General features: G+C 64.4%; 23 protein-coding genes. 9 read left to right on the top strand and 14 right to left on the bottom strand.

Going from position 1 to position 21,238, the window contains the following annotated elements:
- Window positions 1-375 precede the first annotated feature (375 nt).
- Together OHB12_RS04915 and OHB12_RS04910 are read left to right on the top strand one after the other, a co-directional pair.
- Complete coding sequence (locus tag OHB12_RS04915) at window positions 376-1,692, top strand: hypothetical protein (protein WP_327116560.1); 1,317 nt, start codon at window positions 376-378, stop codon at window positions 1,690-1,692.
- Between the two features lie 32 nt (window positions 1,693-1,724).
- Entirely contained in the window at window positions 1,725-2,015 is a 291-nt protein-coding gene (locus OHB12_RS04910; RefSeq protein WP_327116558.1) for an MTH1187 family thiamine-binding protein, read from the top strand.
- An 87-nt stretch (window positions 2,016-2,102) separates the two neighbouring features.
- On the opposite strand, the gene OHB12_RS04905 is transcribed toward OHB12_RS04910, so the two are convergent.
- A complete protein-coding gene (locus OHB12_RS04905) occupies window positions 2,103-2,240 on the bottom strand; it encodes a hypothetical protein (RefSeq protein WP_327116556.1) in 138 nt (45 codons plus the stop codon).
- A gap of 269 nt (window positions 2,241-2,509) precedes the next feature.
- Between OHB12_RS04905 and OHB12_RS04900 the strand changes: the two genes are divergently transcribed.
- Both OHB12_RS04900 and OHB12_RS04895 read left to right on the top strand, forming a co-directional pair.
- Entirely contained in the window at window positions 2,510-3,226 is a 717-nt protein-coding gene (locus OHB12_RS04900; RefSeq protein WP_327116554.1) for a hypothetical protein, read from the top strand.
- Window positions 3,227-3,566: 340 nt separating this feature from the next.
- Entirely contained in the window at window positions 3,567-3,830 is a 264-nt protein-coding gene (locus tag OHB12_RS04895) for a hypothetical protein (protein WP_327116552.1), read from the top strand.
- A 438-nt stretch (window positions 3,831-4,268) separates the two neighbouring features.
- Here OHB12_RS04895 and OHB12_RS04890 read toward each other — a convergent pair whose 3' ends face one another.
- From OHB12_RS04890 to OHB12_RS04860, 7 genes are all read right to left on the bottom strand, one after another.
- Entirely contained in the window at window positions 4,269-4,610 is a 342-nt protein-coding gene (locus OHB12_RS04890) for a hypothetical protein (RefSeq protein ID WP_327116550.1), read from the bottom strand.
- A gap of 37 nt (window positions 4,611-4,647) precedes the next feature.
- Window positions 4,648-4,815 carry a hypothetical protein gene (locus tag OHB12_RS04885; protein WP_327116548.1) on the bottom strand — a complete coding sequence of 56 codons (168 nt, stop codon included), beginning with the start codon at window positions 4,813-4,815 and terminating at the stop codon, window positions 4,648-4,650.
- A 56-nt stretch (window positions 4,816-4,871) separates the two neighbouring features.
- Window positions 4,872-5,399 (bottom strand): hypothetical protein, encoded by a 528-nt coding sequence (locus OHB12_RS04880; protein ID WP_327116546.1) that lies wholly within the window; start codon window positions 5,397-5,399, stop codon window positions 4,872-4,874.
- A gap of 138 nt (window positions 5,400-5,537) precedes the next feature.
- A complete protein-coding gene (locus OHB12_RS04875; RefSeq protein ID WP_327116544.1) occupies window positions 5,538-5,981 on the bottom strand; it encodes a DUF4254 domain-containing protein in 444 nt (147 codons plus the stop codon).
- Window positions 5,982-5,983: 2 nt separating this feature from the next.
- Window positions 5,984-6,433 (bottom strand): DUF4254 domain-containing protein, encoded by a 450-nt coding sequence (locus OHB12_RS04870; protein WP_327116542.1) that lies wholly within the window; start codon window positions 6,431-6,433, stop codon window positions 5,984-5,986.
- Complete coding sequence (locus OHB12_RS04865) at window positions 6,430-6,771, bottom strand: hypothetical protein (protein ID WP_327116540.1); 342 nt, start codon at window positions 6,769-6,771, stop codon at window positions 6,430-6,432. The genes OHB12_RS04870 and OHB12_RS04865 overlap by 4 nt, the downstream gene beginning before the upstream one ends.
- On the bottom strand, window positions 6,768-7,880 hold the full coding sequence (locus OHB12_RS04860; protein ID WP_327116538.1) for a hypothetical protein: 1,113 nt from the start codon (window positions 7,878-7,880) through the stop codon (window positions 6,768-6,770). The genes OHB12_RS04865 and OHB12_RS04860 overlap by 4 nt, the downstream gene beginning before the upstream one ends.
- Window positions 7,881-8,251: 371 nt before the next feature.
- Between OHB12_RS04860 and OHB12_RS04855 the strand changes: the two genes are divergently transcribed.
- Window positions 8,252-9,184, top strand: coding sequence for a helix-turn-helix domain-containing protein (locus OHB12_RS04855; protein ID WP_327116536.1), 933 nt, complete (start codon window positions 8,252-8,254; stop codon window positions 9,182-9,184).
- The gene (locus OHB12_RS04850) at window positions 9,181-9,387 is read left to right on the top strand and encodes a DUF397 domain-containing protein (RefSeq protein ID WP_327116534.1); all 207 of its coding nucleotides are present in this window, start codon (window positions 9,181-9,183) and stop codon (window positions 9,385-9,387) included. Before OHB12_RS04855 ends, OHB12_RS04850 begins: the two co-directional genes overlap by 4 nt.
- 243 nt (window positions 9,388-9,630) lie before the next feature.
- Here the strand turns inward: OHB12_RS04850 and OHB12_RS04845 are convergent, their stop codons facing one another.
- Window positions 9,631-10,794 carry an IS110 family transposase gene (locus tag OHB12_RS04845; protein WP_327116178.1) on the bottom strand — a complete coding sequence of 388 codons (1,164 nt, stop codon included), beginning with the start codon at window positions 10,792-10,794 and terminating at the stop codon, window positions 9,631-9,633.
- 377 nt (window positions 10,795-11,171) lie between these two features.
- Between OHB12_RS04845 and OHB12_RS04840 the strand changes: the two genes are divergently transcribed.
- Entirely contained in the window at window positions 11,172-12,104 is a 933-nt protein-coding gene (locus tag OHB12_RS04840) for an ADP-ribosylglycohydrolase family protein (protein WP_327116533.1), read from the top strand.
- A 659-nt stretch (window positions 12,105-12,763) separates the two neighbouring features.
- Here OHB12_RS04840 and OHB12_RS04835 read toward each other — a convergent pair.
- On the bottom strand, window positions 12,764-14,524 hold the full coding sequence (locus OHB12_RS04835; protein WP_327116532.1) for a reverse transcriptase domain-containing protein: 1,761 nt from the start codon (window positions 14,522-14,524) through the stop codon (window positions 12,764-12,766).
- A gap of 749 nt (window positions 14,525-15,273) precedes the next feature.
- Complete coding sequence (locus tag OHB12_RS04830; RefSeq protein WP_327116531.1) at window positions 15,274-16,086, bottom strand: helix-turn-helix domain-containing protein; 813 nt, start codon at window positions 16,084-16,086, stop codon at window positions 15,274-15,276.
- A gap of 740 nt (window positions 16,087-16,826) precedes the next feature.
- Between OHB12_RS04830 and OHB12_RS04825 the strand changes: the two genes are divergently transcribed.
- Window positions 16,827-17,312: a hypothetical protein gene (locus OHB12_RS04825; RefSeq protein WP_327116530.1), complete on the top strand. Its 486-nt coding sequence runs from the start codon at window positions 16,827-16,829 to the stop codon at window positions 17,310-17,312.
- Window positions 17,309-17,749 carry a hypothetical protein gene (locus OHB12_RS04820; protein WP_327116529.1) on the top strand — a complete coding sequence of 147 codons (441 nt, stop codon included), beginning with the start codon at window positions 17,309-17,311 and terminating at the stop codon, window positions 17,747-17,749. Before OHB12_RS04825 ends, OHB12_RS04820 begins: the two co-directional genes overlap by 4 nt.
- Here OHB12_RS04820 and OHB12_RS04815 read toward each other — a convergent pair.
- The 3 genes from OHB12_RS04815 to OHB12_RS04805 are packed head-to-tail and all read right to left on the bottom strand — an operon-like array spanning window position 17,706 to window position 20,766.
- Window positions 17,706-19,112, bottom strand: coding sequence for a cytochrome P450 (locus tag OHB12_RS04815; RefSeq protein WP_327116528.1), 1,407 nt, complete (start codon window positions 19,110-19,112; stop codon window positions 17,706-17,708). The two genes, OHB12_RS04820 and OHB12_RS04815, sit on opposite strands and share 44 nt — an antisense overlap.
- Entirely contained in the window at window positions 19,109-20,269 is a 1,161-nt protein-coding gene (locus tag OHB12_RS04810) for an MAB_1171c family putative transporter (RefSeq protein WP_327116527.1), read from the bottom strand. The genes OHB12_RS04815 and OHB12_RS04810 overlap by 4 nt, the downstream gene beginning before the upstream one ends.
- On the bottom strand, window positions 20,266-20,766 hold the full coding sequence (locus tag OHB12_RS04805) for a hypothetical protein (protein ID WP_327116526.1): 501 nt from the start codon (window positions 20,764-20,766) through the stop codon (window positions 20,266-20,268). The genes OHB12_RS04810 and OHB12_RS04805 overlap by 4 nt, the downstream gene beginning before the upstream one ends.
- Window positions 20,767-21,238: the final 472 nt, after the last annotated feature.

Here is a 21,238-nt window from a genome sequence, read left to right as displayed (position 1 = left end):
TCGGGCCTCTCGGCTACGAAATCGATCAGGTGGGGTCGGCGGCATCAGTCGTGCACCACGTGCGATTGGCCACCGGACCCGAACGTTCGGACGGCCACTGCTTCTGCCTTCCGTCCGTTCAGCTGCACTGCACAACAGCAGGATTCGAGGTTCACACCTGGCGGCAATGACTAACAGAGCAAACAACCCCGTAGACTCGAACCCCTCACAATCAACCGGGATTTGCGGGGTCCGACGCAGTTGCGTCCGCGGGGCAATTTGCGGGGTTCCTCGCAACCGATCTGCGGGCTGGACAAGAGCCGCACAATGGGCTGAAAGTTGTTGTCGTGCTCGAACGCGACTGCCGTCCGGCGGTCCAGGAGGTGGCCCGTCATCGTGCAGCCTGGTCGGAACAAAGGTCTGTATCACCACATTCGGCAGACCGGATGGACGTACGCGACCATCGCCGAGAAGGTCAATGACCTCGTCGAACGAGCCACCGGACGCCGCGGGCTATACACCGAGGAGTCCATCCGCAGACTTGTGAACGGGTCAGTTTCCTGGCCGCAACTTCGCTACCGCAACGCGCTATGCCGCCTTTTCGACACCAGCACCGATGAGCTCGGGCTGATCGACAACAGAACATCGCGCAACACGACTGCTAGGGAGGTCGATGTGGACCGGCAGGAGTTCCTCCGAGGAATCGCAGTCGCTTCCGCGCTCGCCGCACTGCCCCGACCACACACACAACCCGATATGCGCCGCACCGCCCCGAGCCGACCGCGCACGGTCGGCATCGAACACGCACAACATGTCAACGCGTGGGCTGGCGTGTTCCGCCAAGCCGACGACGCGGGACACGGACTCTCGGAAGGAATGTCAGCACAGCTACACCTCGCCACGCAGTACCTCGAGGCTACGATGACCCCGCCTGTCGAACGGAAGATGAAGGCAGCGGTGGCAACCCTCTACCGCGTGGTCGGGTGGTCACATTACGACCGCGGCGACCACGCCACAGCCCTACAGGACTTCAGCGAAGGTTGGCGGTTGGTCAGCGATGACGGTCCGTGGTGGTTGCGCACTGCGTTGCTGACATGTATGGCGCGCCAGGCGATCTACCTCGACCGTCTCGATGACGCGCTCGACAAACTCGGGATCGCGGCGATCCGGGCCGACAAACTGTCGCTCCTGCGCCGAGCCGATATCGCAGCAGTCAAAGCACGCGCCTTCGGGCAACAGGGAAACCGCCGCGAATGCATCAGAGCTGTCATCGAGGCAGAATCCTTGTTCGCCGAGGCTCAAGGTGAAGACCATCCTGACCTCTGCGAGGAAGGGTTCGGCGCCTACTACAGCGAGAAGTTGCTGGCCTCCGACCTCGCGCAGGGACTGTTCGCCCTGTCCTTCAAGCGAGGAATCGAACTCGAGCACACGTTCGAGAGATTGGCGACGGCACGCAGCCTGTCAGACGAACATGCCCGATCACGACTGTTGAGCACCACGCAGCTGGCTGCTCTGCACCTTCGCTTCGGCGATGTCGACGAGGGGGTGGACCTCGCGACCTCTGTGCTCACCGATGCCAAAGGAACGACCTCCGCTCGAGTGGTTGACGATCTCCGGCGCATCTACCAGCTCACAACCACCCCACGCATTCGAACCTGCGCACCAGTCGCCGCGCTCCGCACCGAGACGAAGGCACTGCTGAGTACCCTGTAGGTCGCCCTTCCGCTTACCAGGAGACAGCCACGATGCTTGCAGCATTCTCGATCACTCCAGTCGGCGTCGGAGAGGACGTCGGTGCCCATGTCGCCGCCGCGATCCGGGTCATCCGCGAGAGCGGGCTTCCTAACCGGACCGCCGCCAGCTTCACAGAAATTGAGGGTGACTGGGACGACGTGATGGGGGTGATCAAGGCTGCCACCGAGGCCGTCATGGATACCGCAGGCCGCGCCAGCATCATCATCAAAGCCGACCTCCGCCCAGGGCACAGCAACACGCTGAACACAAAGATCGAGTCGGTCGAACGCCATCTCTCGTAGCACGGGCACGATCAGACCCGACAGTGTCCAGCGGGGCACAAAAGCTGCAACGCTGGACAGTCGGATCAGCGACCGCGCCGAGCCGACTCAGGTCTCGACGAATGCAGGATCAGACCAGTACTCGGGGTTCCGGCCGTAGTTCGGCGTCCGATAGGCACGATCCCACTCTGCTCCTGGCCGGATCAGCTCTCGCCAGGCGTCGATCTCGACGTAGATGTCCCGCATGGAGTTCAGTGCCGCGTAATGGAGGTCGGCCGTCGGTGCTCACGGCGTCCTCCGCGATGCTCGATGGTGTGTGGCCCTATGTTGGTTTGCTCGGCGAATTGGCCGAACCGAGCGGATTCGGCTGCTGCCATGGATGTCGCCTCCTCGATCTCGTCCCAGGATTTCGGTGACGAAGCCGGTTGCGATTGGCCTACAAGATGGGTGCCCTCGAAGGGGGACCCCAAAACCGCCGGCACCGAGCTGGTGTGCACCGCTTCGGGTGACTCGGGTTGGTTCTTACCGGGTTCGGCGAACAGCTTCGTGACCGTGCGTTCAGCCTGCTGGAAGGACGGCAAGCACCGGGCCAAACCCGCGAGCTGTACTACACCGCCGCTGCGTTGTGCGCCGTGCTGTCGAACGCATCCTTCGACCTGGGCAACTTCGCCGCCGCTGAAACCCAAGCCCGCACGGCCTATTTGGCCGCGGAACTGGCGGGCCACAATGGACTGCGGGCGTGGATCCGTGGTACCCAGGCACTCATCGCCTATTGGGATGACCGGCCGCGCGCCGCGGTCGACCTCGCCGAGGACGGGTGGCGCTACATGCCCGAAAACGGCACCGCTCGTGTCCGGCTCGCGTGTATCGAGGCCCGCGCTCGGGCCCGCCTGCGCGACCGCCAGAGCACCGATGATGCCCTGCTGCGTGCCGAGCAGGCCCGTGAGGAAATCATCGCCCCTGACGATCCGGGTGGCATGATGGCTTTCCCGATGGCCAAACAACAGTTCTACGGCGGAGCCGCTCGTCTCTGGCTCGGCGGCCATCCCAACCTCGCCGAGGCCGAACGCCTCTCCGCCGAAGCGGTCGAATTGTACGAAACCGATCCACTTGAAGATCGTCGTCTCGGTGAAATGTCGAAGAGACGAGCGGGCGCGCAGATGGAAAGCGACCAGTCCGACAAGGGCGCTCGCGGTGGACCAGGCCAGTTGCACGGCGAAACCCGCGAATAGCGTGGTGTCGGAGAAACCGGCCGCGGTCGAAGCCTGCATTGCCCCGTACGAGGGCAGCCCAGGGGGTCGAGACTGGTAGAGGCCGGTATTCGAGTGTTCGGTATTCCATCCCCTGCGTCGGGGTGGTCAGCGGCTGCGGTCGCCGGGTGCGTAGCTTTTCGGGCCTTTCCCCGGCTGCGGTCCAGATCCGGTGCATGTGGTGGGCGCAGAAGCCGAGGGCGGCGGCGACCACGGGCCGCGCGGAACATGTGTCAGCAACGTCCCTGGTCAGGGCGCCTTCTTCGCATAGGGTTTCTCTGTTGATCAGTACGCGCCGCATTCCACTCGAGAAGGGGTACCCATGATTCATCGAACCGCGGCCGCTGCGCTGGCCGGACTGTTCACCCTTGCCGCGCTCGGCACCGCTGCCGGTGTCGCCGCGGCGACACCGGCAGGGGCCAGCCACGTTCCGGGCGGCGGCATAGTGCTGGTCCAGGATGAGAAGGACGGCGCCAGCACGGACGGCGGGAAAGGCGGCAAGGGCGAGAAGGGCGGCAATGGCAAGAAGAAGTGGGACGGCAAGAAGGGCGGAGGGAAGGGCAAAGGCCAGAACGGCCCTGCATGAGGACAGCAACGCCGAACCCGACGACAACGACAAGCCCGATCGCGACGCCGGTCGGCGATCGGCTTGCGGTCCTCGTCATCCGCACAAGAACCTCTCCAGCTCCACCCTCGACAACGCCGGGAACCGGCCGTACTCGACAGCGCCCTCACCACGCACAGCCGCACATGAAACCACCAGCGGCGCAACGGTGCTCGGCATTCCACGGAATCAACAGAACAAAAAGATCGGTCCGTCGAAACGGGTGCTGAGCGTGACTTTTTCTCGTCTTGTCCGCCCGGCATCGACATCGACATCGACATCGAGTCAACGCCGGGAAATAGTGACTTCCGTTGAACTGCTGCATCTTTCGGCTATCGGTGCAGCACTGGGCGCGGTGCCACCACGAGGGCGGCGCCGTGCGCTAGGGGTGCTGGGTCAGTCCTGTTCTGGGCGAGCCCCTTATCCCGACCGCGACGCACACACCGGCAGCGTGGACCAGGTGACCGTGCCGTCCCCGCCCACGACGCACTCTCGCCACAGCGCGCGATGCCGCCAGGTGCGCACGGCCCAGATCAGGGCGCGGTCACCGCGCGCCGCCACGGTCAGCACGTCGTGCAGCCAGTCCCGCATCGACAACCCGGGAATCCGCACCACCGCGCGAGCGTCGGCACGCACCACCACCTGCCAGTGGGTGTGCCCGGACGACCACATGAGCTCTGCAGCCAGCAACTGGTTGCGCAGCTGCATCGGTAGTGGTCTCGGGGCAGCGGGAGTCGGGGCGTTGTTGTCGGCTTCGTTCATGGTCAGCCTCCTGCTGTGTTCCTGGAGTGAACATCGGTCACCGCCACGGCCACCGGTCGTTGTTGGCTCCGCCCGCTTGGACCAACCGCACCGCCGCCTGCAGATGCACCCAGCAGTCATCTGGGCGGTGCGTACCGTGGACGGCACGCAGTTCGCGGGCCCGCAGGACGGTCAGATCCATGAGGTCGACATCGCAGCTGGTCACGGCCGATTTGCTCTCGGCCGGGACACGGTCTCTCGGGACTCGGGGATCAGGTGCGGTCATCGGTCGGCCTCTCCGTGGGCATCGCTGGTGTGGCTGGCCGGTCGCACGGTGCGGGGCGGCAGTACGCCGGTGGCTTTTGCTGGTAGCTGCACCGTTCCGGCCCTCACGTCGGCCGCGAGCTGGTCGAACGCCCGGCAGTGCGCGAGCAGTGCAGCAGCGTCACGGTCGCGGTGTTCGGGGTCGTTCTGCCGGAAGGCGCACAGCATGTAGGTCCACGCCAGCCACGACACCATCTCGCCGTACGACGACGGATTCACCGGAGTGTCTGTGTCCACGGCGATCTCCCGTGTATGCACGGCCGCTTCACGGTCGATCATGAAGGTCATCCAGAACAGTTGCTCTTGGACGGTCTCGGGTACATCGCGGCTCTCGTCGTAGACCACGCGCAGGAGCGCGATGAACCCGTGGGCCGCGCGCAGCATCACCGTCGACGGTTCCTCGACGCCCCAGAAGACCCGCAGAAACGGCCCGGAATCGGGTAGTGGCTGATCGGGACGGGCCTGCACAGGCGGCAGAGAAACCACCCCGCCCAACAGGGGGCGGGCGGGTGCGGCGGTCGCGTTGTCCTCAGGTGCGGTCAGTGGTCAGCCCCTCGACGATAGGTTCGAGCCCCCGGATATCCAGAGGTCCTGGCTTGCAACGTATTTCGGTGTGCATTCGGGTCATGGAGGCTTGAGGACGGCGGCCACGCTCGGTACCCGCCGGGTGCCTGCGGCCAGCTCGTCCATGAGGTCTTGGTAGGCGGCGGCCATCTCGTCGAGCCGCACCTGCGCGTCGTATAGCACCGGGTCTGGGGCGTCCGCGAGGGCCGCGAATGCCTGCATGGTCAGCTCGGCCAGTTGATCGACGACCTGGCCTACGGTCTGCGAATTGATGCGTGCGGCTGGAAAAGGGATCGGTGTCGCCAGCGTCACCCATAGGTCGACGGTGTGCATCAATTGCGCGCGTTGAGCGTCGATTTCGCGCAGCCGCGACCAGGGAGTGCATTCCCGGGTTTGGTGCAACACAGCCAACTCGGCCGCCGCGTCGAGCATCGGATTGGTGGTGAGGGTCGGCATCCCCCGGCACGCCGCCGTGATCAAGTCTTTGTCTGGCAGAAGGTTCATGGTCAGTCCTGGATTGCCCGGTTGTATGGGCATGCAGCGACGATGGTGATATCGGCCCAACCATCGGCCAACGCCGCGAGCGCGGTCCAGGCCGCGTGCACCGTCTCCCCCCGCGGGTCGCTCGTTCGAAGCGTTCGGGTCGCTGCTGCTGCGGCCGCCGCCATTCGGTCGATGTGGGCGCCGAACGATCCTGTTCCGGGCTCGCGGGTTGATCGGTGAACGTGCGCGGCCGCCCATGTATCAATGGCGTTGATCAGCGCGGCTCGTCGCTCGGCAACCAGCTCGCAGCGACTGCGGGGCCATCGTTTGCGGTGCAGTTGGGCGAGCCCGCACGCGCACTGCGCGACCGGGTGCCCACTCGCCGCATCCCACCCACGGAAGGCGTTCAGCAACTCGTGCCAGCTCGGCAGGCCGTGGAGGTTTCCGCCGGATCCCGGCGTTGCCGTGGTCATAGCGACCCCACCGGCACGAACGCTGCGGACGCCCCGGGCGCTCTCAGTCGCGGCCAATATCCCAGGGGATCCACCGACCACACGGCCGCGTCGTACCGGGCTGCGTCCAGCCAGCCCGTGAGATGCAGAACCGACGGCACCAGTAGAGCGGTGATACGTGATGGTCCGAGTGTTGCCAGCAGCAAACCGAAGTCGGCGTCGCAATCTTCCACTCGGATCGCCCGAAGGTCGAAACTGCGTTCCTCGGCCAGCTGACGCATCGCGTCGACGTCGGCATCGACAGAATCCCCCGACACGTCACTGCGTGCGATGCCGTATGCCCGGATTCTTGTGTTCATCGGTGATTCCAGTCGCTCGGATCGGCGGGGTTGCGGCTGGCTTGGTGCCCGGCGGACGGCGGCCCGTTGCGCTCGCCCACGGCCGGTGACTCGTAGGTGGTGCCGGTGCCCCAGTGAGCTGCGCCGGTGCGGTGAATTCGAGACGGTCCACACAGTGCCGGAGTCCCGTACTGGGGCGGGCAGGCGCGCATCGGCTCATGCTCCGCATCCCCCGCAATGCTGCTGTGCAGGACCGCCGGAACTGCCGGTTGTGCGGCCGTCAGCGGAAAGCGCGCCCATGTCAGGGTGCCGCCTGTCGACAGTGTGTGGCGGCCGTGCGCGGCGGCCAAGACTGCCGGACTTGCTGCCTGCTCGGCGTGCGACACGGTTTCGTATACGTGCACCTCGAGGGCGTCTGCCGACCGCGACAGCCACACCGTCAGGACGTTATTGGGCGGTGACAGAACGGGGCAGGAGGTGGTCAAACGGGCGAATATTTCCGGCTCGGCGGCGGCCGCGACAGTTGTCGCCTCGGCGAGGACAGCCAGTACGACACGCTCGGTCGATTCGACCAAGTGGCGCAGGTGGACCCGGGTGAGTAGCTCGTGGATACGGAGCTGGGCGGTCGCAGCGGCGCGCGACACGGCTTGCAGCTCGAAGCAACCGATCAGGGTCCGAGGCTCGGTGGGCGTGGGCGTATCAGGCGATGCCGGGATGTCACGGTAGCGCCGACGGGCGCGGCGGAGGGCTTCGTCGTCGTTCGGGTCCAGGTACCAGACCTCGATCCTTATGTTCCGGCGCTGGTGAAGTAAGTCGCCTAGGAGCTTGTTGCGCTCGGGGTTTCCGCCACCGTCCATGTGCGTCGGGGTCGGGGTAATGATGTGACGCGACTGCGTGGCCCTCACTGTTTGAGTCAGCTGCCACAGCGCGCCGGTAGTCGGCCCTTGCTCAACGAAAATCTCTGCCAACTCAAATCCGTCGACAGTGGCGAACTCGCGCAGTGCGGATTCGGTGGCGGCTAGGTGATCACCGACCAGCTCTTGGCGGAGATAACCGATCATCAAGGGACGCATCTCCGCACGACCGGGAGATACCGAACCCAACCGCGCGTGCCCGCGCATCGCGGTCACGGCCAGATCCCTGACAGTGCGTTCAGTGCCGTGCGCATCGGCACCGCTCTCGCTGCACTACGTCGACCTGCGAGCTGCATGCACACCACCGCCTGGCATCGGGTTCCCGGACATTGACACGTCAGTCAGAGCTGCGCAGTCGGGTCCGCCTCGCCGCCGGTTTCACGGCCTAGTGACCCAAACCACACCTGAAACAGTGTCCTATGGGCAGCGTAGAATGACAACAGTTCGAATGAAATTGTTTCAAACTGGCGAGTTCAATAACTGACCAGCCGGTTTGATCTGGATCAGATGAAACTGCTTGTCCGCAGGCAGCTGGTCATTGTTTAATTTGGGTGATACAGCTGGCATCGACGATGAGGAGTCTCAACGTGGCAGCACTTGAGTCGGTCAGCACGGCAGTTCTACGTCGCCACATAGGTCGTCAGCTCACGCGCCTGCGTGAGGATGCGGAGGTTCCCGACGAGAGCGGGCGGGTGCGTCGGTTGACACCTGAGACCGCGGCGAAAGCCGTGGGCCTGGGGCGCTCCACGCTGATCCGAATGGAAGACGGAGCCGAGGGCGTCAAGTTCCAGGAGCCGATCGTCAAAGCGCTGCTCGAACTGTACGGAGCCTCCGATGAGGACCGCAGTCTCATGCTCGCGCTCACCGCTGAGACCCGGAACGGTAGGAAGAAGGCTTGGTGGCACGACTACACCGAGACCGACATCCCCGATTGGTTCGGCCTCTACGTCATGCTGGAAGACTCGGCAGAGTCGATCCGGCAATACGAGTCCGACCTCATCCCCGGGCTGCTCCAGATCGAGGAATATGCCGAGAGCCTGGCGCGGACGCCTGCGGGCTATGTCAGTGACGATCGGATCGCGGCACGAGTGAAGGTTCGGATGGACCGCCAAGGTCTGCTGTCCAGAGTTGATGCGCCACGGTTTGACGTCATCCTCGATGAGTCCGTCATTCGCCGCCCATTCGGCCAGCCGGGAATCTTCCGGCGCCAACTCCAACACCTGCTCACCATCGCCAGCCAGAACCGAGCATCGATCCGCATCCTGCCTTGGTCGGCAGGAATGCACGCCGGGATGGTCGCAGGAGCGTTCACCCTGCTCGGCTTCCCGCGAGATCCACAGGGCGTTCCTCTGGAGCCACCCGTGGCGTATATGGACACGTTGACCGGTGCGCTCTATCTCCACAAGCCCGAGGAGGTCGACGCCTATGAGCTTGTCTGGCGTGACCTGAACGAAACCGCCCTCAGCACAACTGAATCCAAAGAGCTCATCACATCAGCAATGGAAGGACTGCCGGAATGACCACCGAGCCCAGCAGCGCGGAATGGCGCAAGTCGACATACAGCGGGAACGGCGGTAACTGCGTCGAGATCGCGTTCTTCGACGGGGGTCAGGTCGGAGTACGCGACAGCAAGAACCCGACCGGGCCCGCACTAAAATTCACCCCTAGCGAATGGAGTGCGTTCCTTTCGGGCGTGCGAGACCGCCAGTTCGATCGCCCGTAGCACTCTCTCATCAAGTTGTAGGGTCGCAAAACTCATGGCGGAATCTCAGAACGTTTGGCGGTGACGTGGCGGATCCGCCACGGTTCTGAGATTCCGCACTCTTCGCTGGCAGATTGGCATGCTCGGCTGGTGCGGTAGTCGAAGCAACCTCCGCCGACTGCCCTGGCCGTTCGTCGGCATTCCTTCTGACGATCGACTCGAAGCGTGGCGGTCCGACTGCCCTGTAATGGCTCCCCTCTCGTGTCAAGGCGCGGGTTGCAGGTCGTGGCTATTCTGGTTGTTGGTAAGTCCGGGTTGTGGCTTGTCCGAAGTGCCGGTATGCGGGGTCAGGCCGGTCGCGCTGGAGTCAGTAGTCGCCCCCGATTGCCCTCCCGGGCTTGCCGTTTCCCGCCGTTGTTGGTCGGCGAGCATGCGTGTATAGACGACATTCGACAGGCGCCGTTTCAATGCCCGCATCGCCTCCATCGACGTCTTGCCCTCGGCTTTGCGGCGGTCGAAGTAGGTGCGACCCGGGCTGGGACGTCGTAGTTGAACGATGGCCATAGTGTGCAAGACCCGGTTGATCTTGCGGTTCCCGGCGCGGGAAAGTCGGTGGCGTTGCTGCTGGCCGGAGGAAGCGTCCAAGGGTGCGGTGCCGTTCCAGGACGCGAACCGGTGCCGATCCCGAAATCGGTGGATGTCACCGACGTCGGCCAGTAGCCGGGCCGCCCCAGCTGGACCGATGCCGTTGAGATCGGTCAAGGTGGACCCGCGCTCGGCAACGAGCTCGCGTAGTTCTTTGTCCGCGGCCTTGGTCTTGCGGTCGATGGTTTCCAGCTCACCGATCAACTCGACGGCCAAACGGCGACGGACCTTGCCCGCGGGGTCGCGGGGTTTGACGGTGGCGACCAGCTTGCGCGCCTGCATTGCTGAGAGGAACTTCTTCGCCCCGCCGGGCAGCAGTTCCAGCAGCAGCCGGTGCAGCCGGTTGACGGTGTCGGTGCGGGCGCGGCCGAGCTCGTCGCGGCGATCGGCGAGCATGCCCAACGCGATCAGCTCCGAATCCGCTTGGACGCGACGCAGATCCGGTGACCGCAACGCCGCCAATGCCACCGAATGCGCATCGACGGGATCAGTTTTGCGGCCGTTGCCGGTCGCGAACACTCGCACCTGCGCTGAGAGTTTCGCCGGCACGTCGATCACGGTTTCACCGTCGTGGACCAGGCGATGCGCGATATGTCGGCCGATGCCGTTGCAGCCCTCGATCGCCCACACCCGATCCGTGTATCGCTGTGCGGTGGTGAGCATTTCGCTGTAGCCGGTGTTGTCGGTGCCGTATCGGCCCGTGACCAGCGCTGTGCCGGTGGAGTCGATGATCTCGATCGTGGCTGAGCGTTTATGCGGATCCATTCCGATGATGACCGCCACCAGTGGTGTCCTTCCCGTGTCGGCGTGTGAGGTCCGTGCGGGAAGGCACCGCTACTTCGAGCTTTGGGCAAACCCCTCTTCAGCCATTCCCGGCACGGTGACCGGTGAGAGGCAAGCCATTATTGAGCCACACCAATGACGCAGGCGGGCAGCCGATTAGGGAGCTTCTCACCGGGCACCTGGACCCGATCCTGGCCGGGATCAAGTCCTACCGCCAGTGTTAAGTAGCCGAGTTTCGGATATGCGGGTGTGCCACGCGACGCCTGGTATCAATCCTCGGTCCGGGGGACCTCGAACAGGGCCCTTACCCGACTGATCGACGCGATGGTTGCCTGTCCGTTGCAGAAGTCGATGACGGATGGCAGGATCGCACCGGTATGCCGCATCTACCCGATATTGCTCGTGACAGTCTCGATGGACTGTCCGTGGGCGACGCACTCGGCGCCCAATTCTTTGTGCCCGGCAGCTCGGTTCCCGACCTTCTCGCCGGACGACCACCCGCTGGACCGTGGCCCTGGACCGACGACACCGAAATGGCCTGCTCGGTGCACGCCGAGATCCGCGCCCGCGACAGCATCGACCGAGGCGCACTCGCGATGGCCTTCGCCGTCCGCTGCGAGCCCTACCGCGGCTACGGTGCCGGAACAGTCGTTGTGCTGCATCAGATCCGCGACGGACGCCCGTGGGCCGAAGCGGCCGGGGACGCATTCGACGGACACGGTTCCTGGGGCAATGGCGCGGCCATGCGCGTCGCCCCGCTCGGAGCCCACTTCGCCGGAAGCCCGGACCAGGCCGCCGCTCAAGCCGCCCGCTCTGCCGAGATCACTCACCGCCATCCCGAGGCGATCCTCGGCGCAATGGCCGTGGCCGTGGCCGCCAGCCACGCCGCGGCCACCCGCGAAACAGGCTGCACACCAGCAGAACTGCTCGCCGCCATCGACCCCTACCTCATCGACGGACACACCACCGCAGGTATCCGCCGAGCGCGAGAACTGCTGGGGCACACGGTCGCCGAGGCCGCCTACGAACTCGGGAACGGTGCACGGGTCAGCGCCCAAGACACCGTCCCGTTCACCCTCTGGGCGGCTGCCACCTACCTACACGACTACCCGGCTGCCATCACCGCCTGCATCGAAGCGGGCGGGGATGCGGACACCACCGCCGCCATCGTCGGCGGAATCGTGGCCGCGCACACCGGTATCGGGAACCGAGCTGACGCCCGGGGAATACCGCGTGAATGGCTTTCCGCCAGAGAGCCTCTCCCATCGTGGGCGACACCCGCTGACCAGGTAAGCAATGTTTCGTCGTGACGGACGATCGACTGTAGGGAACGCACCCTTCCGCCGCATACCGCGCTGAGTGACCCCCCAGCGATCAAAAGTGGCGCAGTGGTCAGCAGGGGATATCTTGTTGTGAGTTATCCGATTCGGGAGCTACGGTCTCCGCTGTCCTCGCCTGAGGCGCACTGGCTCCAGATGAATGCGCCAGTAGTTCGGAGAGGGTAGCTGCCTGTTCAAGTCAGGCCGAGTCCGAAGGGGGCCGCTGTGAATGCGGACTCCCCTGAGCCTCAATCATCGTCGTCTCTGATGACGCTCCGTGCCTGCCCACCAAACGTCCTGTCATGCCGCTTATCGAGCGATCACCCGACGGAGGTTGGTCGGCCAACGGTGTGGCGCGTTCGCGGCGCGATGTCGTAACCACGGACGAAGCATGAGGAAATGCCACCGAATTGAGACTGGCAACGCCTGCCACGACGTGAGACAAACCGGAAACGGCCAGGTCAGTCAGCTGGCGGTCCGCTACGACTTTCAAGACCCTACACAAGTTTTGTCGGGTGGCCCAGGGCATTTCAGCCTGGGTCGGGTAGGACCGCCGCATTACTGCGGCGGTCCCCCCTCAGAACCGTGCGTGCGACTCGTCACCGCACACGGCTCAAGCAAGCCGCGAGGGCAAGCAGGCTGCGGGGCAGCTACCGCCCGGACCCTGTGAGGTCTGGTCGGCAGCGTGCGTGTATGAGACGGGGGTGGTCGTCCGGCGTTCCGCCGTCCGTCGCGGCGATCGCGTGTTTAGTGATCGCTTTGCGGGTGGCGGCCAGCCATTGTTCCCATTCTGTGGGTGTGGCTGGCTGGTGATCGGCGTGCAGGAGGTAATCCCCGCAGTTCGGGCAGCTGCCCTGCTGAATCTGCAACATCCGCAGCGTGGCCCGGCCCAGCGGCGGTGGGTTCCTGTCACGCCGTTTCCTCCAGTAGTCGGCCAGAGCGGGGTCATAGGGTGAGGCCCGGCCCTTGACCATCTGGTGCCGAACGATCCGTGTCCAGGAGAACTTGATCAGGTAGGCGCCGCTGTGGCAGTCGCCGAAGACCCACCTGTCGTTCCTGAACGGATGAAACACACCGAAGTGGCGGTCGACGACCCACCGCTTCGGCTTGTTGCGATGCCCGCGCAACGCCCACCGGTAGGTGAGCTTCCATACGTAGGCGTCCAAGGCGTTGAACGCCTCACCGGACACCGCGCCCCGGTAGTAAGCGGCCCAGCCCCGGATGATGGGGTTGAGCGTGGCGATGACCGTTACCGCGTTGTTGCCACGCAGTGAGCGGACCTCGGCCGCGAGCCGTTCCCGGACCCGTCCGATGGCCGCTGCGCTCGGTTTGATCAACAGCTTGCCGTTGGGATAACGACGTATGTTGAACCCCAGGAAGTCACATCCTTCGCTTGCGGCGACGATGCGTGTTTTGGCCTCGTTGAAGACCAGGCCCCGGGGTTGCAGCCATGCCGCAGTCCGCGTCTTGACCTGCTCGGTTTGTTCCCGCGAATGACACAGGGCGAGCACGTCGTCGGCGTACCTGATGAGCACCGGGCTATCGCGCCGCACGTCCCCGGCATCAACGCCGGAGGTGAGGTAGCGGACGCCAGCGGCCTCCTCCAGGCCATGCAACACGACGTTCAGGAGCAACGGGCTGATCACCCCGCCTTGCGGACTACCCCGCTCGGTCGGCGCGAACCCTTTCCCGCGCTCGAACACTCCCGCCTCGAGCCAGCCGCGGATCAGTCCCCGCGCGGGGAACAACCCGATCCGGGTGAGAAGGTGATCGTGATCGATTCGGTCGAACGCCGATTCCAGGTCCGCGTCAAGAATCCACAACCGTTTGGCGGTCTTGCCGCGCAACGTGTTGAAGATCGCTTCTCGCGCGTCCTGGCAGCTGCGGCCCGGTCTGAACCCATAGGAACGGGGCTCGAACCGGGCTTCCCATTCGGGCTCCAGTGCGTTCCGGACCCGCGCCTGGTGGCAGCGATCCATCAGCACAGGAATGCCGAGTGGGCGCAGCTTGGTTTTGCTGCGTGCCTTCGGGATATACACCCGCTTGACCGGCAGGGGCTGCCAGCTCCTGCGCGTCCGATGGACGTCAGTTGCCAGCTTCGCCACAGCGGGACGCGTCAACGCGACCTCGCCGTCGATCCCTGGGGTCGCGCGACCCTTGTTGCGCTGCGCGACCTGCCGCACGCTGATCAGCGTGTTGGACAGGCTGCGCAGCAACAACTTCTGGAGATTCCCGGCCTTGCGGAAATCTCCGGCCTGCGTTGCCTTGAAGATCCGTTGCCCGAGACGCGCTACGTTGTCCTCGGCGTCGCGCCACCTGATGTAGGTGCCGGTTTCGCCTTGAGGATCGCCCTCCGGTCCGTTCACCACAAACACCCCGGTCGCGGTCACCGCGACCACCTCGGTTGCCATGGCGTCCAACTTCTCCTTCGGTTCGGTTGCCGCTCACAAGAATCAGCAAAGGCTCACCGGTCCATGTCAGCGCCCTTTCGGGCCGGGTCACCAGGACCCGTATCCGGCCAGTTATGCGGGACGACCGCGGAAGACCGGCCGTGTTGTCCCGGTTTCCTGTTGCCTTTCGGCTGCCGGCGTTCGCTTCGTGGACCTCCTGTTCCTGCCGGGGAATTGGGCCTTCCTCGCGGTCGGCTTACCAGTGGTCACTGGACCCCGACAGGGTTTCCGTGTTCCGCACGCGTGAGATGCGGCCGGGTCGGGTGCCTCCTCTACCCCGGGACGGTGGTGTCCACGCGGCTGCCAGGAGCGCTACAGCCGCCACCTGCCGCTTCCCAGCGGCCAGTCCTGCACCCCGGCAACACATCCCATCTCCGGGGCCATCTGTGACGAGGCATCAACAGAGGTTCATTCTCATTCACCCTTTCGACCATTTCCCTAACCTGTAACGCCCGGATGGAGCGGGTGCCCTTGGGCGTGAACCCCGAGCTTCAGACCCCGCGATCACTCGCAACGCCTGTCGAGGCGGGAACGGGCTCTCGGACACTGGCCCGAGATCACATCCTCAACCTTCCGATCGAACCTCCAATCGATGTGATCCACTCAACGCGTGCGACTTTCACGTCGCACGCTCCCACAGATCCCGGCGTGACAATCTCTCGTCACCGTGCGGAAGGCGGTTCGGCGTGTCGCAACGAATTTCGGAGTGACTAGGCGATATTGGGTCCGCAGTAGGGCCTGCGCAATGCGGTGACGAGAAGAACGTTCTGGGTCTGGTTCACCTCCGAGGCAGTCATGATGTACGAGTTCGGCTGGCCAGTGGAGGGGTGCCGCCAGTGCAGCGGATCGCCAGCGTCGCGTCCGTAGGCGACGTTGGTGCTCGGACTCCACAGCCGGTTGGCGTCGTGGTTGGGGCGCAGGCGCCGCGCGAGGTCTCGGACTTGCTCCGAGTGGCGGTAACGGCCGAAGATCGCTTTCAGGGCGGCCGCGGCGTGTGCGGCTTCTCGCTCCCATTCGATGACGATGGTCTTGGCGGTTGGGCTGAATAGCCAGGCGGGGATGGACTCGGCGTTTTCTTCCAAGCCGGGCATAGCGGCTCGGCAGGAGTCGTTGCAGGCCAGCATGTTCCACACCGGGTCTATGTAGGCTCCGAACACTCCCCGTTTCTCGAGCTCTTGAAGGTGAGACATCAGTACGTCGTTCGCAATTAGGCACTCTCGCAGCTTGGCGGTCGGGAGAAGATCTTCGGCGGGTGCGCGTAGGTCGCGGAGATGGCGTGCCTGCATCAGGTTGAGGCGGTAGCCGGCGATCAGCTTTTCCAGCGCCTCGAGGCTGGGTACGTGCTTGCCTCGTTCGATCTCGAATAAGTAGCCGTCGCTGAGCCCGGTGCGGTCCCGGGCCTCGGCCCGGGACAGGCCCAGGTCTTCTCGGATCGAGCGGCAGGCGCTGGAGAGCTTCGGAATGCGGACTGCCGGTCCGCGTCTGAAGTGGTCAGACGGACGGTTTGTGGGATTCCGGTTCAAGCGGGCTCCCCCCCTTTCTCTGGTGGCTTCCGTAATAGGTAGATGCCGATACGACGATCAGTTCCCCCAATCGGATCCTGCGATCGTGCGCAATACCAACGCGTGGCTAGGCGCGTCAAACTGAGGTCGCCAGCCGTGCAGAATTCCCTGATCTGACCGGTCAAGGCACCGAAATCTGTTGTATCTGACGCATTTCGCCGCTATTGGGGACGGGAACCAGCCGCACCTTCGAGGTGGCTGCTCCGTCGGTGCCGGGCGCCGCGGCGGCGGTTGCTTGACCGGGACGGCCCGGGGGGTTGTTCTTCGCTCTGTGGTCTCGTCCAATCCGGCCTTCTCGCCAGTAAGGCTCCCGTCGACGCACCTCCAGCAGCGCCGGCGCTGGGCGGGCACCCGTTTACTAACATACGAAAATAATACGCAAATTGGATCGAAGGTCAACCTGGTAATCCCGAGCTTGCAGACCACTGAGCTTGAGATACATCGTGACACTCAGATCTGAAGCCCCGGACGCTCTGGGCTCGTCTGCGCATAATTTTCGTATTACGATGGCGCGGATGTCTGTGTACGGTCATACCTCGGGAGGTGGCTCGATGGATGACGCATGTGCGAGGCGATTGGCCGATGCGGTGCTCGCGCGCATGGCGGAGTTCCAACCGCCTCGATCGCGGAGGCAGGTGTACCTACGCGGGGGTCCGACCGAGCCGACTCTGCTTGCTATCGAGCGTGCCGAGGCTCGGAATGTGAAGCCGAGGACGTTGCGGAAGCTCAACGTCGGGCTGGATTGGGAGCCCGGATCGGCGGAGGACGTCTACTACAGCAGCGGCAAGCCCAGGCCGGTGGCGGGCAGAGCAGGCATCGTCGTCGGTCCGCGCGGGGTGTATGTCGAGGGTGCGGTCGTTACTCAGCTGATTACCGTCGCGCATGAGATCGGGGATCTAGCCGAATCCGGTGCCCCGGCAATGCGGGCAGCGGCTGAGCGACTCGACGCTGCGATCCAGCCGTTGTACGCCCGATACGTCACCCAACTGCTCGAGGCGAACCGCCGCCAGGGTGGTGCGTTGGGCCCGCTGGTGGCGGTTCTGGGCCCGTTTCTGGATCGTGTGGTTGACCAGCGTGATGACGAGGAGGAAGCGTTGTACCGACGGTGGCTGGCAGGCTTACATGTCGACCTCGACAAGTCGATGATGCAGCGGTTCGAGACCCGTGTGGCGGAGGCGGACGCATGAACCTGTCGTTGGCGGAACGTGTCGATGTGCTGTTCTGTGCACTGCACAGCCCCGACGAAGGCGAACCCACCGGGGAGTTCGTTGCCGCAGCGCTGCGTGATCGAGGTATCGAGGTATCAGCCGACGAACTGACCGCGCTGCGCGGCGGTAGTGCCCCCAGGCCGTCAACGGAGTTGCTCACCGCAGTGGCCCGGCACTTCAACCAGGAACCGTGGTTCTTGGTTGAAGCCGGGGATACACCTCGCGTGGTCGACGCGTATGTCCAGCTGGATCTGCTGCGAGCCCTGCGTGAGGCGGGAGTACGCCGGGTCCGCCTGCGCGGTCGCCCAGCCACCTTCGACCGACGAGCACTGACTGAGTCGTTGCGCACACGTCGAGAGCATCAAGTCGAACCTAGTTGCGCCGAGCTACCTTCAGCCGCAGCTGATCCGGCTTGAGAGTAATTGTCTCCTTGATCTTCAGCCGATAGGCCGGGTCGGGGGTCAAGTCGACGTTGCGCAGGATCGTGGCCAGCACGAGCACGATCTCGTGAATCGCGAACTGGCGGCCGATGCAGGCACGCATCCCTACCCCGAACGGCCGGTACAACTCGGGATGGCGGGCACGCACCCGTTCGGGTAGGAACCGGTCAGGGTCGAAGCGCTCCGGGTCATCGCCCCACAGTTGATGGCGGTGCAGCTGCAGCAGCACGATGAACGCCCACTCGCCGCGCTGGAACGGGTACTTGCCGCCCAGTAATGTGTCCCGGCGGGCCTTGCGGAAATAGCCTGGGGCGGTGGGCCACAACCTCAGAGTCTCATCGACGATGCGGCGCACGTAGCGCAGCTTGGCGACCTGCTCGAACGCCAGCTCGTCACCGGTCCAGATCTCGTCGATCTCCTTGCGTGCGCGGTCGGCGATCTCCGGATGAATCGACAAATAGTGCAGGGCGAAGGCCATCACCCCAGCCGAGGTCTCATGGCCTGCGGCCATGAAAGTGAGAATCTGGTAGCGGATATTCTCTGGGTCCAGTCGCTGTTCAGTCTCCGGGTCGGTCACGGTGAGCATCCGGTCCAGCAGGTCGCCGTGTTCGCCGGCTCCATCTCGCTGCCGTTGCTCGATCACCGAGTCGACCTCTCGGTTGACGTAGTCGATGTCAGCCCGATGCCGAATCCGCTGTTCCCGGTGCAGCGTCCGCTCCAGCAACGGATGGCTGTAGGCGGAGCGGTTGACGTAGGTGAGGATTCGCAGCATTGCGGCAACAATCGGATGTGGATCGGTGCGATCGAACGAATCGAACGAATACCCAAAGCCGCAGCGCCCGATGACCTCGAGCGCAACCTTGTTCATGTCGTGGGGGATGTCGAGCCACCTATCGCCGCGGCCTGACCAGTGCTCGATCAGCTCATTCGTGCAGGCCTGCATGGTGGCGTGGTAGCTGCGCATCGCTGTCGCGGTGAACGAGGGCGCCAAGATCGCGTGCGCCTTGGCCCAGTTCGGTTCACTGTTGAACGCGGTGAACAGCCCGTCGCGAGCCACCGAGCGCAATGTGCCGATCGGGACGCCGAGAAATTTCGCCCAGTGCGTGTCATCGTTGATCTCGCGCAGCAGCTCCGGATCGCACACATAGGTCACCCGTGTACCGAAGATGTTCCGCTCGTAGATGTCGCCGTAACGCTGCGCGCCACGCATGCCCCACTGGCTCGAATCCGTGACGTGCAGATCCCACACATCGCCGAGGAACGGGATCCGGTACGGCGGATGCGGAAGCACCCGATCACGGGATCTAATCTGCCCCGAAGCCGGTGTGGTCGTTGTCATCTCGCTATGTCTCCATCCAGTAGTGAGGTAGCGTGCGCGTGATTCTGCGCATCATCCCAGCGATCAGCGATTCTGCGCAGGGCACGGGTTTCGTCGACAATGTCACGGCCTGGAGCTGCGTGCTGCAGTCGGCGATACTGCCCGACCGTCGCACCGGACTGCTTGCGGTGCAACGCACGCACGATCTGAATCGCTTCTCCAGCCGGTCCATCGATGTCGTCGGCGACCGGGTCGGCGTAGCGGCCGAGCACCAAAAGTGAATCCCTGATCTCAACGGTCATCCGGTGCACGCGCCGCCGCGGGCTCATCTCGACGTCTTGCCGCATCGGACGCGGGATTTCCGGGCACGCTTGCACCAGCTCCTCCCACATCGGGGTCAGGTGCCGGACGGCCTGCGAAGCCGGATCGATCCGCAGCCGCCGCATGAACTCGGTCACCACCCCCGCCGTGGCGACCAGGGCACCGCCGCCAAGCATGTAGATGTAGTTGTTTTCGTTTGCCCGGAACCGGAATTCGGTGAAAGCGCGGCCAGTGCCGGTCGCCGCACACACCGACGAGACGAAAATCGATACAGCCTCTTCCAGCGCCCAGACACCGACGATCACGATCATCAGGTAGGTCACCCGATGCAGTGGCCGCAGATCACCAGCCCGCAACTCCTTGGTACTGGTCGTCACCATCAGAATTCCGGTCACACCACACCAAGCGGAGAAAGTCGCGAAGTACACCGAGGTCTGCCAGCCCTCGGTCCGGTCGATGTACTGACCCCGCGCACGCGCGGGGGTTCCGGCAATCAGCATCAGCGCCGCCGACACATAGACGCTGACCCACACCAGACGGATCGTGCGGGCAGCGTGTGCCGGCCAACGATCCGACCACGATGCCGCCAGCAGTAACAACGGCGCGACCGTGACCACCATGACCGCCGTCGACAACTGCCGAACGAACCCGACACTGAACACACCCATCTGCGCGAGCCAATCCTGCACCGCACGCTCACGCAGCAGCCCCGACGCCGTGCCGAACAGCAGTGCATAGGTGACCAGCCGTTCACTGGGCCGCGCACCGACCGACAACCACAGCAGCCGAAACACCAAAGCCGCCAAGCTGAACCCGAGAATCGCCCACGCGATCAGCGCCGGTGCCGACGAGGTCACTGCTCCCCCCACAGCGACGTCATCGGCGGGCTCGCTCGCCACCGCGACGTGCTCGACAGCATCAGATCGGCGAAGACCTCCGCCTCGTCTTCCTGGCCGTCGGCGAACTCGCTTCGCCCCAGCACCCGCCGGATCGTAGCCGGATCGATATGCGGCAACAGCACCTGCAAGCCGGCCAGGTCTCCGGCGCCCGCGTTGTGGTTGAGCACCATATGCCCAACCTCGTGCCACAGGATCTGATCAACATGGAAACTTGTGGTGCCCGCGGCGTACGCGATCACATCCGCTGTCTCGGTGTCGAGCCACAAGCCGCAGGGCGCACCGCGCCCGGGAAGCCACACATCAGTGAGCGCACTGGATTCCACCGGCATCAGCTGAATCGGACGACCGCGCCAGGCTCTCAGCGCAGCCAGGAACCTGTCCCGGTTCCAGGGCGACGGAACCAGGTGGGCAATTTCCGCACGTGCGTCGAATACTCGCCGTGTCGAGTCATCCACCCTGCATCACCTCGCGGCCGAGCCGCGAAGTTTCAGCACCCCTGACGTAACGCGGTCGAGGAGGCTGAGGCTGCCGGGCCGTGTCACGTTGATCAGCTTGCACGGGGGACATGTTTCCTCCTGTGTCGGTAGGGTTTTCACCGGAATGCGTCTCGTCCTATGCGGGCGACTACAGAGTTGGACGTTGCGGCGAACGATTCGGTTCCCTTGAAGACGATGGGGATTGTGTCAGCGAAGCACCGGTGCCTGAGATCGAACCCACAGCCTCACACGTCGCCCAGGCGACGGATCCAGAAACCTTGCCCACTGTCGCCTGCCAGGGTGAGCATGGGACCGGGTAGGGTCCAGCTGGATCTCCGGTCAGGATGTCTTCGTCACCGCTGGCGAGACAGCACGGTCCCACCACACACGTGGTTCCGAACCGTATTTCCAGCACTCTCGGCGTAGACCGACCACACGTACTGTCACCATT

Origin of the sequence: Nocardia sp. NBC_01730 (assembly GCF_035920445.1) — a bacterium.
Lineage (GTDB): Bacteria > Actinomycetota > Actinomycetes > Mycobacteriales > Mycobacteriaceae > Nocardia.
The sequence above is the reverse complement of the archived record's forward strand: the minus strand, read 5'-3'. Positions and strand labels throughout refer to the sequence as shown.